General features: G+C 34.1%; 12 protein-coding genes and 1 tRNA gene. 10 read left to right on the plus strand and 3 right to left on the minus strand.

Annotated features, from left to right (window positions below; translation table 11 throughout):
* Nucleotides 1–17 precede the first annotated feature (17 nt).
* Nucleotides 18–1,709 carry a hypothetical protein gene (locus NTX22_03830; protein MCX6149638.1) on the plus strand — a complete coding sequence of 564 codons (1,692 nt, stop codon included), beginning with the start codon at nt 18–20 and terminating at the stop codon, nt 1,707–1,709.
* Between the two features lie 64 nt (nt 1,710–1,773).
* On the opposite strand, the gene NTX22_03835 is transcribed toward NTX22_03830, so the two are convergent.
* The 3 genes from NTX22_03835 to NTX22_03845 form a co-directional block, all read right to left on the minus strand.
* Nucleotides 1,774–2,268, minus strand: coding sequence for a YajQ family cyclic di-GMP-binding protein (locus NTX22_03835; GenBank protein MCX6149639.1), 495 nt, complete (start codon nt 2,266–2,268; stop codon nt 1,774–1,776).
* 179 nt (nt 2,269–2,447) lie between these two features.
* On the minus strand, nt 2,448–2,696 hold the full coding sequence (locus NTX22_03840; protein MCX6149640.1) for a GIY-YIG nuclease family protein: 249 nt from the start codon (nt 2,694–2,696) through the stop codon (nt 2,448–2,450).
* Nucleotides 2,697–2,698: 2 nt separating this feature from the next.
* Nucleotides 2,699–2,773, minus strand: a tRNA-Pro gene (locus tag NTX22_03845).
* 296 nt (nt 2,774–3,069) lie between these two features.
* Between NTX22_03845 and NTX22_03850 the strand changes: the two genes are divergently transcribed.
* From NTX22_03850 to NTX22_03890, 9 genes are all read left to right on the plus strand, one after another.
* Complete coding sequence (locus NTX22_03850) at nt 3,070–4,167, plus strand: hypothetical protein (GenBank protein MCX6149641.1); 1,098 nt, start codon at nt 3,070–3,072, stop codon at nt 4,165–4,167.
* A 21-nt stretch (nt 4,168–4,188) separates the two neighbouring features.
* Complete coding sequence (locus NTX22_03855) at nt 4,189–5,886, plus strand: hypothetical protein (GenBank protein MCX6149642.1); 1,698 nt, start codon at nt 4,189–4,191, stop codon at nt 5,884–5,886.
* A 110-nt stretch (nt 5,887–5,996) separates the two neighbouring features.
* Nucleotides 5,997–7,253 (plus strand): choice-of-anchor H family protein, encoded by a 1,257-nt coding sequence (locus NTX22_03860; protein MCX6149643.1) that lies wholly within the window; start codon nt 5,997–5,999, stop codon nt 7,251–7,253.
* 14 nt (nt 7,254–7,267) lie between these two features.
* On the plus strand, nt 7,268–9,259 hold the full coding sequence (locus tag NTX22_03865) for an OmpA family protein (protein MCX6149644.1): 1,992 nt from the start codon (nt 7,268–7,270) through the stop codon (nt 9,257–9,259).
* 53 nt (nt 9,260–9,312) lie between these two features.
* The gene (locus tag NTX22_03870) at nt 9,313–10,599 is read left to right on the plus strand and encodes a hypothetical protein (GenBank protein ID MCX6149645.1); all 1,287 of its coding nucleotides are present in this window, start codon (nt 9,313–9,315) and stop codon (nt 10,597–10,599) included.
* Nucleotides 10,600–10,765: 166 nt separating this feature from the next.
* On the plus strand, nt 10,766–11,323 hold the full coding sequence (gene pyrR / locus NTX22_03875; protein ID MCX6149646.1) for a bifunctional pyr operon transcriptional regulator/uracil phosphoribosyltransferase PyrR: 558 nt from the start codon (nt 10,766–10,768) through the stop codon (nt 11,321–11,323).
* A gap of 200 nt (nt 11,324–11,523) precedes the next feature.
* Nucleotides 11,524–12,444, plus strand: a complete 921-nt coding sequence (locus NTX22_03880) for an aspartate carbamoyltransferase catalytic subunit (GenBank protein ID MCX6149647.1) — start codon at nt 11,524–11,526, stop codon at nt 12,442–12,444.
* A gap of 59 nt (nt 12,445–12,503) precedes the next feature.
* Nucleotides 12,504–13,793, plus strand: a complete 1,290-nt coding sequence (locus NTX22_03885) for a dihydroorotase (protein MCX6149648.1) — start codon at nt 12,504–12,506, stop codon at nt 13,791–13,793.
* Nucleotides 13,794–13,808: 15 nt separating this feature from the next.
* Complete coding sequence (locus NTX22_03890; GenBank protein MCX6149649.1) at nt 13,809–14,537, plus strand: SIMPL domain-containing protein; 729 nt, start codon at nt 13,809–13,811, stop codon at nt 14,535–14,537.
* Nucleotides 14,538–14,609 lie beyond the last annotated feature (72 nt).

The following is a 14,609-nucleotide window of genomic DNA, read 5'->3' on the forward strand; positions in this document are numbered from 1 at the left end:
GTTCACTAATATTCAAAATGAAAATAATCAAACTAAATACCGATCCCGCTCTGATTGAGATGGAAAAATACCATTTACCGCAGGATAGACAGAAGGTAAAGAACATCTCCAGCTTTCATCCACCTCTGCCCCGCAGGACGGATAAGGTTAAGTTTGATATTTATGATTACGAAATGCTCTTCAACGATGAAGATACCGCCAAGCTTATTCGCGAAGGGAACACGATCGGATGTTTTTATATTGAATCGCCCGGAATGCGCTCGCTTCTTAAACGCCTTGAGGTCAGTAATTTTGAAATGCTTACTGCCGCAAGTTCGGTCATTCGTCCGGGAGTTGCAGAAAGTGGAATGATGCAGGAGTTTATTGCCCGCCACAAAGATCCCAAACGCAGAAAATATTTGGTGCCGGAGATGGAACTATATCTTGGCGAAACTTACGGCGTGATGATCTATCAGGAAGATGTAATCAAAGTTGCTCATCATATTGCAGGGCTTACGTTGGAAGAAGCTGATCTGCTCCGCCGTGCGATGAGCGGCAAGATGCGCTCGCACGAAGCTATGAAAAGATTAACCGATAGATTTTTCTTTTGCAGTAAACAGAAAGGACTTAAAGATGAAGTGGCAAAAGAGCTCTGGCGGCAGATAGAATCGTTTGCAGGATATTCGTTCTGTAAGGCGCACAGCGCATCGTTTGCATTGCTGTCTTATCAGGTTGCGTTTCTTAAGGTGCATTATCCCGCCGAGTTTATGTCGTGCGTTCTAAGCAACCAGGGTGGATTTTATTCGCCTGCAGTTTACATTCAGGAGTGCAAACGGCTTGGACTTGAAGTAAAACTGCCTTGTGTAAACCACAGCAATTATGAGTACACCGGCGAAGGAAAAACTGTCCGCATCGGTTTAATGGCGATTAAAAATTTTTCCCGCACTTCCGGCGAGAAAATTATTGTTGAAAGGGAAGAGAACGGCAGGTATGTTTCGTTGGCGGATTTCCTGGTTAGAGCAAGAATAGCTTATGAAGAAACAGCGCTTCTTATCCGCTGTGGTGCAATGGATTGTTTTAAACTTACACGCCCCACACTTATGCGCCTGCTGGATGTTTATCTTCACCACAGAAAAATTCTTAATGATGGTTACAATGATTTATTCCTGAAGGAAACTTTCAAGTTGGAGGAGGAAGTGGTAACCGATATTAATTACAGCATCGAAGAAATCTGCGCAATTGAATATGAAACATTTGATTATATGATAAGCAAACATCCGCTGGAATTTTTTAGTGAGTGGATAGAACAGCCCGCCATTATTAAAGCGGCGGATATGATGAAGTACAATGGCAGAAAAATTAAAATGATTGGCTGGTATATGACTTCGAAGCGCATCAAAACGAAGAACGGCGAAATAATGAAATTCCTTTCGCTTGAAGATTTGACCGGAACGTTTGAAGCAGTGATCTTTCCGAAAACATATTTCCGATATGCCGAAGCAACTCTTTCGATGGGACCATATTTGGTTGAAGGAAAAGTTGATGCCGAGAATGGACACAATCTTATTGTCGAGAAGCTTGAAGTTCTTTCATCAATAGGTGTGAAGTCGATAACTCAAAAAGACAGCTCGGAAAATAAATACTATGGTGATGTTGAGAAGATTCACGAAGATGAATTTTACGTGGTGAGTTCGTTAGATCAGGAACAACTTAAGAAAGCATATCTTTAATTGCTGATTTGAGATTGCTGATTGTGGAATGAAAAACCTGTACTCCGAAATCAGAATTCTGAAATCATTTGTAGTTTGTAAATTGAGTTGGAAAAGTTAAGTCAGCCTCTTTAACCATTTTTATAACTTCTTGCAGATCGTCTTTTTTAGCGCCGGTAACACGAATAATTTCATCCATTATCTGGGAATTAACTTTTAGTTTAGCATCTTTAATCATCTTTACTATTATTTTAGCATTGTCTTTAGAAATTCCACTTTGAAGATCTATTTTTTGTTTCAGTCGGCCGTTTGCTGCTGGTTCGGGTTCACTGAATTTCATAGACTTTAAAGAGAGTCCGCGTTTAATAAATTTTGTTTGAAGAATATCAATTGAAGCTTTTCGGGAATAATCATCCTTTGTATTGATGTTAATTAGCTTGTCCTTTTTGTTTAACTCGAGAGTAGTATTGGAATCTTTCAAGTCGTAACGCTGATGGATTTCTTTGATTGCCTGGTTAAGCGCATTATCAACTTCTTGAAAGTCAATTTCAGAAACAATGTCGAATGAACTTTGTGCCATAGCTTTTTATCCTAATTTAAATTTCTAAATTATAAAGTCTGGTTGAAGTAATTTAACTAAACTAAAAATTAATCATTATACTTCTTTACAGTATATAAACTGTAAAACTCATTGTCGGGGCGAGTGTCCCGACTTAGTCGGGAGAACCACCGACTTTCCCGATTTCTGATCGGGATGCTCTAACCGGATTTAATTATTTTTTCAATGAACAATTTACTTTTTGAACTCTTAAGTTTCCTTTCAAACTTCATAGCTTCTGACCTTGTGGTGAATTCTTTAGAATAAACTACTGTCCAGGGTTTTCCAGTTTTAGTGAAATTGGAATAACCTGAATTATGATCATTGATTCTTCTCTCCAGGTTATTTGTTTGTCCAATATAATATTTATCAACTGATGAGCTGTGAAGTATGTAAACCGTAAAACTCATTGTCGGGGCGAGTGGATTCGAACCACCGACCTCCTGGTCCCGAACCAGGCGCTCTAACCGGACTGAGCCACGCCCCGAAAATAAAGAATATATTTTCAATCGATAAAAGTTAAAAACTATCGAACCACCGACTTTCCTGATTTCTGATCGGGACGCTCTAACCGGACTGAGCCACGCCCCGAAAATAAAGAACATATTCTTAAAAAATTGTTTAAGAAAAATAAAAACTGATCGAAATATATTAAGTTTATTTATCAATGAGAAATCTTAACGCGGATATTTCTAGAATTTAATCTTGGATATTTAAGTCTAAATTTATATCTTGCGTAAAGTTTTTCTCAGTTAATTATTTGTTAATCGAACTAGGGTTTTGATGAAACGAGATAATTTACTATTTATAATCATTATTGTTTTATTATTCTGCATTACTAACAATTCATTTTGCCTCTCATCTCCAAAATGGACGGCGGAAGTATATTACGTCTCTGATTCAACAGCAAACATTTATATTGCACCGTTTCTGGATTCTACCGTTGTTGGAAAATTAAAATATCTGGACAAGTGTATAATAATAATTAACGAAGATAATTCAAATCTCTTTGGATGGCGGCAAGTTGTTTATCCTATTAGTGGTTTTATTCAAGAAAAATTTCTGTTTACTCCAAAAGAAAAAACCGCCTATTTAAATCACCTCGGATATGAAGATTATGAAAATGAAAAATCTCAGTGGCATATACTTATAAAATTCTGCCGACGAAATTATTGTTATATAAAAGAAAAACCGGATTTTCAATCTACAAATATTGGAATTATTGAGAAACGAGAAAAATTGGTAATTGTTGAAGAAAGCAATTTTAATAATCAGGTTTGGTCAAAAATTATTTTTCCAGTTACCGGTTATGTTTTATCGGAAGACATTACTTCTGATTTAGGAAGCTTTACTGTTGGAGTTGGAGCTTCATATGGAATAGGAAATGTTCCTTATGAAAAAAACTTTAGTAATATGAAAGATCCATTAGGAGGTTTTATAGATTTTTCCCAAACCAATGGAAATTTTAGTCTTAGATTCGGATATAACTATGCTGAATCCAATATTTCTAAATATATTTTAAAAACGCAACTTATATATTCGCATATCACTTACACTTTCCTTCGCACCATTAAAGATCATCTGAATTTATATATACTTGCCGGGGGAGGTTACTGGTTGGCAAGTTTTCAAAACAAAAAATACGGCACATCATTTCCCTATTTTCCACTTGATAAAGACAAAGGTATAGGTTATTTGGTTGGAGGCGGTTTAATTATTAACATCTTCGGTTTCTTTATTGATGGTCAGTATATTTTTCTTGGTTCAAAAATGGCAGTATTTGGGAAAGAACCTTTACCAGGTGAATTCACAAATCAATATAAATTATACCCCGGTTCTAATCAGGTGAACTTAACGCTGGGATATAGATTTGTTTTTTAATAAAATAAAAAGAGCTCCGAAATGAAAATATCACCTCGTTTAAAAAAAGCGAGTGAGGTTGCTTTTATTATCCTCATATCTTTATGGGGAGGATGTGTAAAGGAAAATTTTGTTGAACCAAAGGATCCTTTTGAACAACAACAATTAAATCCTGATGCACGTGTAATAACTTTAGGTAGTGGAAAAAGTGCCTTAACCTTAAAGACCAATCCTGAAAATATTATTGAAACAGAAAATGGGATAAGAATAAAAGGAAGTTTGTTTATTGCCAATACCAAATATGGTGATATGCCTCTATCTACGGGTGATTTTTCTCTATTTAAAGACACTACAAGATTAGCAAAAGGAACTTCTGACGATTTTTTTTCAGGTCTTAATGGATTTGCATTAACTGATATTCCGCATGAAGGACTATTAAAAGATTTCAAAATGCTTGGAATGTCAGCCGCAGACTTCGGATTTAAAAAAGGGAGTGAGTTTGAAACAGGAGCTTTCCAGTGGCCTGTAAATGAAGACCGATACTATTTCTATTATGAGGATGCAAACAACCCATTGCAGGCAGAACTTGAATCATCATCTTTTTTTAATTTAAAAAAGATTGCAATTGATCCTACTGATCCATTTGTTTTTTTTACATGCGATTTTAGCGGAACAAAATTAGGCGAACTTAAAGATATTGGATTTGGTGTATCGGTTCAGGGATACCTTCCTTTTGTTCCGGCAGTTACTATCGGCGGTATTACAGGTTTTAATGGCAACCTGTTCCTTACCGGAACAATTCCAATAAAAAAATACCAGGTTGCATTTACTGGAGAAGCATGCGTAGGATTTAATTCCGGAGATCCGCAAGGAATACGAAAATTTTTCCAGGGTAAAGAAAATAATTTTAACCTTGGTATGAATGGTAAATGTACTTTAGACAATGAGATTCTCGATTTCCTTAATGTTGAAGTAGTTCTTGGTCAAGCTACATTAACTCTTAGTGTTAAAGAATCCGGTGATACACAACTTAAGTTTGCTGGAATACGGGAAACACCTCCTTCAAAAGTAAGTGATTTTTTATATGAAATCATCGGTCAGGATTGGGATTTTCTTGATTACATTTTACCTTATGAACAGAAAGAAACATTTTATGGAACTATTGGCAATAAATTATCTGAATGGGAATTAGGATTTAAGATGGAATCAAGTTTAAATCTTCCCGGAGATATTCATTTAGAAATGGGTAAAACCCAGTTAGAATTAACAACTTCTCACATGTATTTTTTAGGGCAAGCAGTTGTTTGCGGGTTTACTAATATTGGTGTTGAAGGCTATGCAGATAGAACCGGTAGTTTTAAACTTATGGGTTATGCAAAAAATAGTTTCCATGCAAAAGCCGGTAAGCTATCTATTGGATATGATCTTGGAATGTCAGTTTCACTTGCACTTGTTGATAAAGTATTTTCATTTACCGGGGAATTTCACTTTAGGGGTGAAGCCTGTTTGGGAAAACTTTGTGCTTCAATTTCTGTAAAAGGAAGCGTAGTAATTGCTACTGATGGAACATTTACAGTTTGCTTCTCAATTGGAATAGGAAAATTAGGTTTTGATGTTTGTATAGATTTTACAAAAGAAAATACAGGTAATGAAAATTTCATTCAAACAATGAAAGCAACAGAAATTCCTCTGGAACAAGTTCCTGTTGAAAATAGATTTCCTGCATATGAACAGGAGTAAAATAAGTTATTAGATGATCATTTCGATGTAACGAAGTTAAAAATGAACTTCCATTATCTAAAAATGATCGCGACGCAAATGATGATGAAATTAAAAATGGAGTGACAGTTTTGTATAAAAAATTAATTTTCTTACTACCAGCATTTTTGATTGCTATTTCCTTTGCTTGTAATACTGTTGAAGAGATAAATTATACTTATTCAATCACAAGAGTTTGGTGGTCCGATTCTATTGATACAAATCTTGATAGATACGTTCAATCAAAGCGATTGAATTTTAATTTACACCTTAAGGAAGGTGTTGTGCGAACTGTAAATGCTCGGATTTATTACAAACCGCGCGAAGCTTCCAGTTTTACATTCTATGCATTTTCAGGTGAACAAAGTATTAAGGGGAGTGATGTAGATAATATATTATTTGTGCCAATTGGAAATACCAATAAAGAATTACCAAGAGGAATTTATGACTTTAAAATTGAAGTTTACGAAACGAGCGGTACCCGTTTAGAAACAGGATCCGGATCTAGTGATAGCACTATTTTAACAAATCAACCATTTGAAGAATCAGCCAATGATAAAAACTACTCTATTCATACTTGGTGGTCTAACGAATATGACAGGAATGGAAACAGTTACTGGCAAAATGCACAGCTTAATATTAATGTTGATCTTGATGCCGAATTGCAAAAAAGTGTATTTGCTAAATTATATTATAAGTTAGCTTCTGATACTGTCTATCAACTTTACAATGAATTTAACGATTTTACAATATTTGGGCAGGATATTAAAGATACAGTTTCATGTTTAATTGGGTCTGCAAATAAGGAATTGAAATTTGGAGAGTATGATTTTAGAATCGAGCTTTTTGAGTCTGGTAGTAACATTCTTGTTGCCTATGCAGATGAAGCTATGCCTGAACTTAACAATGTTAAATTTGAACAAAGTGATCTTGATTCCTACTTATATATTATTTCTAATGTTTGGTGGACTGACTTGCTTGATTTGGACAATGATGGGTTTACTCAGAATAGGAAATTGAATTTTAAGGTTGATGTTGATAAGGATGAACAGCGAACAATTTATGCTATGATATATTACCGGCATCCCGATTCTACGGATTATACCCGCTATGATTCTACTTCTAATTTTAATATTTTTGGCAGTAGCGGTAGTAATAATTATATGGTGGAAATAGGTGGATTAAAAACCCAGCTAGACAGTGCCAAATATGATTTTCTGATTTCGATTTATGAACCTCGCCCAGATAGTTTAAAAATTGTTGAAACTTCTATCAGTGCGTATTCTGATAGTACATTGGCTATTCAGAAATTCGAAAAAACTGAACAAGATATAAAAGGGCAGAAATAAAATTTGGGAGCAATATGAAGATCTTATTAGTTTTATTTGTCGCATTTGGTTTTGTTGTAAGTGAAGCGCAAGAAAAACTTTTTGATGGAGTGGAATCTTCAATAAAGGAAGCCGAAAATCAAAGTGCAAATATTCTTTGTGCAAAAGATTATGAAGATGCGCTTGAACATTATACCAAAGCTAAGACATACTTCAAAGATGGAAACGCTATTGAAGAAGTTCAAAACGAATTGAATGAAACCTCTCAAATTATAACCGTTATTAATACAAGTCTTGTCGATAGAGTGAAAGTTTTCAATCTTATTGTTAATGCCCGAAAAGATGCTATTTCTGCACGAGGCGAAAAATACACTCCCGTTTTATTTTCTATTGCCGAAAATGAGTTTAAAAATGTGGTTTCAGATTATTCTGATGGAGATGTTGAGAATATAACTTCTTCAATTCAAAAAATTGTTTTATCATATGACAAAGTAAAAAACTATTCTAATTACGCTGATAGTCTTATTTATAGATGGCAGCCTTTTCAGGATGCTGTTAGTTCACTTGCTAATTTATTATCACCCACTGAATATACTGAAGGTCTTTTAAAATTTAACAATGCAGTTGAAAACCTTGCTGAAGGAGATGAAAAGAACATTACTGATGGCTTTATTATCAATGCAGGTGTCCTTTTTAATAATGCCACTTCAAACTCTAAAACATTTACTTCGAAATATCCGGATGTAATTCAGATAAGAAAGGAAGCCCAAACTGAAGGTGCTGAAACTTATGCTGCAAGTTTGTGGACTGAAGCTGAAGAAACTCTTGCAGATGCGGGACTTGCATTCGAAAATAATGAATATGAAAAAGGGCGCGAAAAGGCTATTGAAGCAAAAGAAAAATATTTGAGTGCTAAAAATCTTGCTTCAGGAAAGGAATCTAATTCTGAATCTGAAAATTTTTCTCTCTCGCGTAATAGCTGGTCTTTTGGTTTTGGATTTAGTTATCCGAGGTTTATTAGTTCAAACCTAACTCCTTCTGAAGGTGGTTATGGTGGTTTTCTTTCTTTACAAAGAAATTTTACTGAACATGTTGGCTTAAGATTACTGGGTAACTATATTCATATGGAAGGGAAAATTGGAAGTTTTAAACAAGGTACTAATCTACTTTCGGGTAATCTCGATTTACTTTATTACTTCGTTCCTTGCGAATCCGTTTCGCCGTTCATCTCTATTGGCGTTGGCAGCATTTACTATACATTTAATCAAAAATTTCCGGAAGGAAGTAATAAAAAATATTTTTTGGAATATCAACTAAACTTTGGATTTGGAGTTGAATGGACTCTTGGAAAAGACTGGAAATTGAAAAGTGAATTGGATTACCACACACCAACAAATTCTAATTTAGATGGAATCGCAGGTCCGAATCCTGGTGCAGGTATTTTAGGCGGTTCAAGCGATACTTACATGAGTTTTGATATTGGTTTAGTTTATTATTTTGCAAAAGGAGAGCGTTCAAGATTGTGCGATTTGTACACCGGTATTTCCACGCAGGGCTCAAATATCAATTATGATAAAATTGAAGGCATTGTTAAAAAATATCAATCAAAGCCGAGTGATACTGTCGATTATGCTAAGATTGATGAGATTGTTAAAAAGTATCGAGGAAGTATTGTTGCCTCAGGAAGAGAAAATTTGATTTTAGTTGGTGTTAATTTTGAGTTTAATAGTACAAGATTAAACCCAGAATCATATCCAACGCTTAACGATGCAGTTCAAATACTAATGCAAAATCCCGCATTAAAAGTTGAGATTCAAGGTCATACAGATAATATTGGTTCCGATTCAAAAAATCTAAATCTTTCGATTGCAAGAGCAGATACAATAAAAGAATATCTTATATCCAAAGGAGTTGAATCAAACAGATTATCAACTGTTGGTTTCGGTAGCAAGAAACCAGTATCCGATAACAAAACAGAATATGGTAGAAGTTTGAACAGAAGGATTGAGTTCAAAATTCTGAACTAATTAAAAGAGGGTAAAAGTTTTAAAGTGATCAATAGTTTCCCCCCTTTTGAATCATGAAAAAATTATTATTTATTCTGATTATTATATCTGGTATTAGTCTATCTCAAACAATTTCATTTGATGAGTTTGTAGAAACGAATAAAACCGTTCTTGACAAAAAACCTTTGCTTGAAGTTAAAGATAACCTGCCTGACGATATTATATTAACAGGTGCAGACATTGGCGACTTTTCCGGTGATGGCAAAAATGACTTTGCACTTGCATATAAAATAAAGAACAGCAGAAACAAAGTAATTTATATCAGTTTATACTGCGATTCACTTTCACACTACATCCCAATTTTTTCTGACGCGCTAGAATATTTTGAGCTTCCAATTGAAATTGCTTTTAGCATAGCTAAAAATATTTGTTATGTTACGCAGAAACTTGAAGAAAAAAGCTGGAAGATAACAGGATATTCTTTTTACAAAAATGAATTTAGTTTAGTTGATAAATATATTACTGAAGTAAAAAAGCTTAATAAAAAATTCCAGATTGGCGAAGAAAATTATTCAAACTACTCTAATCTTAATTCATTCGTTGGTTATTTTGATCTGAACTCCATTGAACAATTTAAAAAAACAAGTTTCTACATAATGCCGGTTTATGATTTGGAAAGAAACATTTATAAAGGATTTAAAAGAAAAATAATTATTGATGACTCGTGGAAATGGAAAGATTCTTCGAATGGTAATAAATATGGTGAAGTATTTTTTGCAAAAGATAAAGATAGATTGATTCTTGATTTTCGTCTTTACAAATCTACACTTGAAAAATTAGACCCGAATAAAAATAATTTTGTGGAATTTTATTTTGATCGGTCCAAAGAAAAAATATTGGAAAAAGTTTCTGCTGGTTTAATAAAGAAAATTCCAAAATTCAGAAGTACAATAGATGAAAATATTTTTAATTTAACCTTCACTTTTAATTTAAAACAAGCCAATTTATTTAGATTGGAATCAAATATTGGAAAGACTTACAATATTTCTTATAAAGACAAAATTAAATTCGATTCAGATTTGGATAGCAGTTTTCACACAAGAATATCCATTCCGATTGCCATTTTTAATCTGCCAGCAGGAGAGAAGTATTTAAACAATTTCATCTTGTTGAATTTTGCTTTGAAAGATGGAAACAATTTATTTTTACAAAATTCTGATGGTAGCGAAACAGATCCTTCTTCTTATTCCAGATTGGAGTTCATTGGAAATGATTATTACTATGGATTAATAAAGAATAATAAATTCAAATTGCTGATGGAGCAAATGATAGAAAATGCAGTCGTTCAAAAAAATGATTGAAAAACAATAATGTGCCTTTACTTTTAAATGGAAATCAATTAGCTTTATTGCAGAAAAAAAGTTCTTTTAATTTTATCCAGAGAGATAAAGAAAGATGAAAAAAATAAATTCGATAATTAAATTAGGAGAGCCTCCACGACGTTGAGTCAAGGAGGATTTTTTGTATATGAACATAAAAGCAACAATAATTGATGAAGAGGGGATGAACCGTACAGTTACGCGTTTGGCACACGAAATCCTTGAACGGAATAAAGGATCGAAAAATCTTGTGATAATTGGAATGCGAACCCGTGGTGAATTTATTTCTAAAAGAATTTTGGCAAAGATTGCCGAAATCGATAACTCCATTCCTGCAAATGGAGTTTTGGATGTTACTCTTTACCGTGATGATTTTAGAATGCGCTTAAAGCAACCACAGGTTTCAGTTACTAACATTACTTTCGATGTTAATGAAAAAGATGTAATTCTGATTGATGATGTGCTTTATACAGGAAGAACTGTCCGCGCAGCATTGGATGCTTTGATGGATCTTGGTCGTTCGAGTACAATTCAATTATGTGTGCTGGTGGATAGAGGACATCGGGAGCTGCCAATTAAAGCTGATTTCATCGGAAAGAATATTCCAACTTCAATTAACGAAGAGGTTCGCGTTAAGATGAAAGAAATTGATGGAGAAGACGCGGTTTATTTGGTAGATATTTCTGATGATAAGGCGAAAAGCTGATGTACAAAATTCCAAATTATAAATACCCAAAAACAAATAACTTCAAATCATCATAACGGAATCTTAATAAAGTATTGTATGGAAATGCAATTTGAAATTTTTTTGTGATTTATTATTTGATTTTTGGAATTTTCAAAAAGGAATATTTAATAAAATCTAAATACTGAAGTATTGATAAAAAAATTAAGAGAGTTAAAAATATGCCATTATCAAGTAAGCATTTATTAGGATTGCAAGGCGTACCTAAGGAAGACATTCAACTTTTCTTGGATACTGCGGTAACGTTTCGTGAAGTTTTAGAGAGACCGATAAAGAAGGTGCCCACCTTACAGGGTAAAACAATTGTAAATTTATTTTTTGAAAACTCAACTAGAACCAGAATATCATTTGAGCTTGCACAAAAAAGATTATCGGCTGATACTATCAACTTTACAACTTCTTCCAGCAGTACAAAGAAAGGTGAAACATTTAAGGATACTGTTAGAAATATCGAAGCAATGAAAGTTGATATGATAATCGTGCGTCATGCATCAGCTGGTGTTCCACAATTCCTAACGCGTATTTCCAAAGCTAATATTATTAATGCTGGCGATGGAGCACACGAACATCCAACTCAGGCTTTACTCGATTTGTATTCCATCAGAGAAAAGCTTGGTAGGTTGGAGGGGCTTAAGGTTTGTATTGTTGGAGATATTGCTCACAGCCGTGTTGCTCTTTCAAATATTTTTGGACTTAAAACAATGGGTGCTGAAGTTTCTGTATGCGGTCCCGCTACTTTGATTCCCAGAAATATTGAAAATCTTGGAGTTAAAATAATAAAAAATATAGAAGAAGCTATTGAGCAGCATGATATTCTAAATGTTCTAAGAATTCAACTTGAAAGACAAGCTGGCTCATCTTTTCCATCTTTGCGAGAGTATCATAATTATTTTGGAATTACAAAAGAAAAACTCGATAAGTATAATAAAGATATAATCATTCTTCATCCTGGACCGATTAACAGGGGAGTTGAGTTATCTTCAGAAGTTGCTGATGGTCCGTACCAGATAATTCTTAATCAAGTTACTAATGGAGTTGCTATTAGGATGGCAGTACTTTATCTGTTAGGAACAATGAACTGATGAAAAATAGTTTTTTTGATTTGATTGAAAAGCATTACTGAAATTAAAAGAGGAACAAAATGAAAATTGTTTTAAAGAATGTTAACCTTCTTAATCCCGATCAAAATTTAAATAAAAGAACTGACTTGCTAATTGAAGATGGAATAATAAAAAAGATTGGTGAACTGAAGTCTGAAGATTTAAAAGGTACAAAAGTTTATGAGTTAAACGATAAGTATTGTGTGCCCGGTTTATTTGATATGCACGTTCACTTACGCGAACCTGGAAGAGAAGATGAAGAAACTGTTGAAACAGGTTGCAATGGCGCCGCAACAGGTGGATTTACAGGTATTGCATGTATGCCAAATACAAACCCAGCAATTGATTCAGCCGAAGTTGTTAAATATATAAAAGAAAAATCTTCTAATCATTTGGTTGCTGTTTTTCCAGTTGCCGCAGCAACACTTGGAAGAAGGGGAGAGGCTCTTTCCCCAATGGCAGAACTTAACGAGGCAGGAGTTGTAGCATTTTCTGATGATGGCGCTCCGATTTCAAATGCAAAAATTTTGCGCTATGCTTTTGAATATGCCAATATGTTTAACCTTCCAATAATTGAGCATTGCGAAGATCCTTCGCTTGCTGGTGGTGCGATGAATGAAGGTATAACTTCAACATTTCTTGGATTACCGGCAATTCCTTCCATAGCAGAAGAATTGATTGTACTTAGGGATATTCAGGTTGCCGAATACACTGGTGGAAAAATTCATATTGCGCATATCAGCACAAAAAACTCAATTGAAATTGTAAGACAGGCAAAGAAGAAGGGACTTAAAGTTTCTTGTGAAGTAACCCCTCATCATTTTACTTTAACAGAGGAAGCAGTTAAAACATTTGATACAAATACGAAAATGAATCCGCCGCTGCGAACCAAAGAAGATGTTGAAGCAATTCTTGAAGGATTGAAAGATGGGACTATAGATTGTATTGCCAGTGATCATGCACCTCATTCAATTGAAGAAAAAGAAATGGAATTTCAAGATGCACCTAATGGAATTATTGGTCTTGAAACTTCCTTGGGATTATCCTTAAGCGAATTAGTGCATAAAAAAGTTTTAACATTAGAACAACTAATTGATAAGATGGCAATCAATCCAAGAAAAATTTTGAATTTGCCAATTCCAAAAATTGCCGAAGGTGAAAAAGCAAACCTGACTATTCTGGATCTTGATGTTGTATGGCAGGTTGATGTAAGCTCATTTAAATCGAAATCAAAAAATTCTCCGTTCGATAAAAGATTGTTAACAGGAAAATCTATTGCAGTAATAAATAATGGACAATTCTATTTTGAAAATAAATTTTTAAAAATTTAAATGATAGAGGGATTTATGAAAAACAACCAGTACTTAATTCCGTTTTCAGTTTTAGCTTTTGGATTAATTATCTGCTCAATAATTGTATCAACAACCTGGCGGTATAACGCAAAATTAAATCAAACCATAACTGTTACCGGTTCTGCAAAAAAAGATATTGTTTCCGATCTTGGATTTTTGCGCGGTACAATTTCTGCACAGGCTGGTTCGGCTGGTGCTGCTTTTCAGGAACTGAATTCCAGAAAACCAATTTTGCTGGAGTATCTTGCAAGCAAAGGATTTCCTAAAGATAAAATTAATTTTTTCACAATTACAAACTATCCTATCTACGAAGTTGCCAGTAATGGTATTCAAACCCAAAATGTTCTTGGTTATGTTTATAGTCAGAGAATCGAAATCAGTTCCACCGAAGTTCAAAAGATAAAAGAAATTTCTTTGGATGTAAGTTCAATCATCAACAAAGGTGTTAGTTTTATGGTTGAAATGCCTGAATATTATTATACGAAATTATCTGACCTGAAAATTGAAGTTCAGGCTGAAGCTGCTAAAGATGCTATGAAACGTGGTGAAAGAATTGCAGCATCAACTGATAGAAGTTTAGGACCATTGCGTAACGCTAGAATGGGAGTGCTTCAAATTACTCCAAAATTTTCCAATGTAATTTCTGACTATGGAGTAAATGATCTGAGTTCCATAGAAAAAGAAATAACCGCTGTGGTTTCAGCATCTTTTGAGATTGATTAATTTGATTCGAGGTTCAAAATTACAAGTAAAGAATCAATAGAATTTAATGCTTTGTATTTTGACGTCGTAATA

The sequence above is a fragment of the Ignavibacteriales bacterium genome (assembly GCA_026390815.1).
In the GTDB taxonomy this organism is placed as follows: domain Bacteria; phylum Bacteroidota; class Ignavibacteria; order Ignavibacteriales; family SURF-24; genus JAPLFH01.

What these genes read in the sequence shown, in the direction of transcription:
- NTX22_03830 (MCX6149638.1), top strand. Translation starts at nt 18, where the DNA reads ATGAAAATAATCAAACTAAATACCGATCCCGCTCTGATTGAGATGGAA.
- NTX22_03835 (MCX6149639.1), bottom strand. Translation starts at nt 2,268, where the DNA reads ATGGCACAAAGTTCATTCGACATTGTTTCTGAAATTGACTTTCAAGAA.
- NTX22_03840 (MCX6149640.1), bottom strand. Translation starts at nt 2,696, where the DNA reads ATGAGTTTTACGGTTTACATACTTCACAGCTCATCAGTTGATAAATAT.
- NTX22_03850 (MCX6149641.1), top strand. Translation starts at nt 3,070, where the DNA reads ATGAAACGAGATAATTTACTATTTATAATCATTATTGTTTTATTATTC.
- NTX22_03855 (MCX6149642.1), top strand. Translation starts at nt 4,189, where the DNA reads ATGAAAATATCACCTCGTTTAAAAAAAGCGAGTGAGGTTGCTTTTATT.
- NTX22_03865 (MCX6149644.1), top strand. Translation starts at nt 7,268, where the DNA reads ATGAAGATCTTATTAGTTTTATTTGTCGCATTTGGTTTTGTTGTAAGT.
- NTX22_03870 (MCX6149645.1), top strand. Translation starts at nt 9,313, where the DNA reads ATGAAAAAATTATTATTTATTCTGATTATTATATCTGGTATTAGTCTA.
- pyrR (MCX6149646.1), top strand. Translation starts at nt 10,766, where the DNA reads ATGAACATAAAAGCAACAATAATTGATGAAGAGGGGATGAACCGTACA.
- NTX22_03880 (MCX6149647.1), top strand. Translation starts at nt 11,524, where the DNA reads ATGCCATTATCAAGTAAGCATTTATTAGGATTGCAAGGCGTACCTAAG.
- NTX22_03885 (MCX6149648.1), top strand. Translation starts at nt 12,504, where the DNA reads ATGAAAATTGTTTTAAAGAATGTTAACCTTCTTAATCCCGATCAAAAT.
- NTX22_03890 (MCX6149649.1), top strand. Translation starts at nt 13,809, where the DNA reads ATGAAAAACAACCAGTACTTAATTCCGTTTTCAGTTTTAGCTTTTGGA.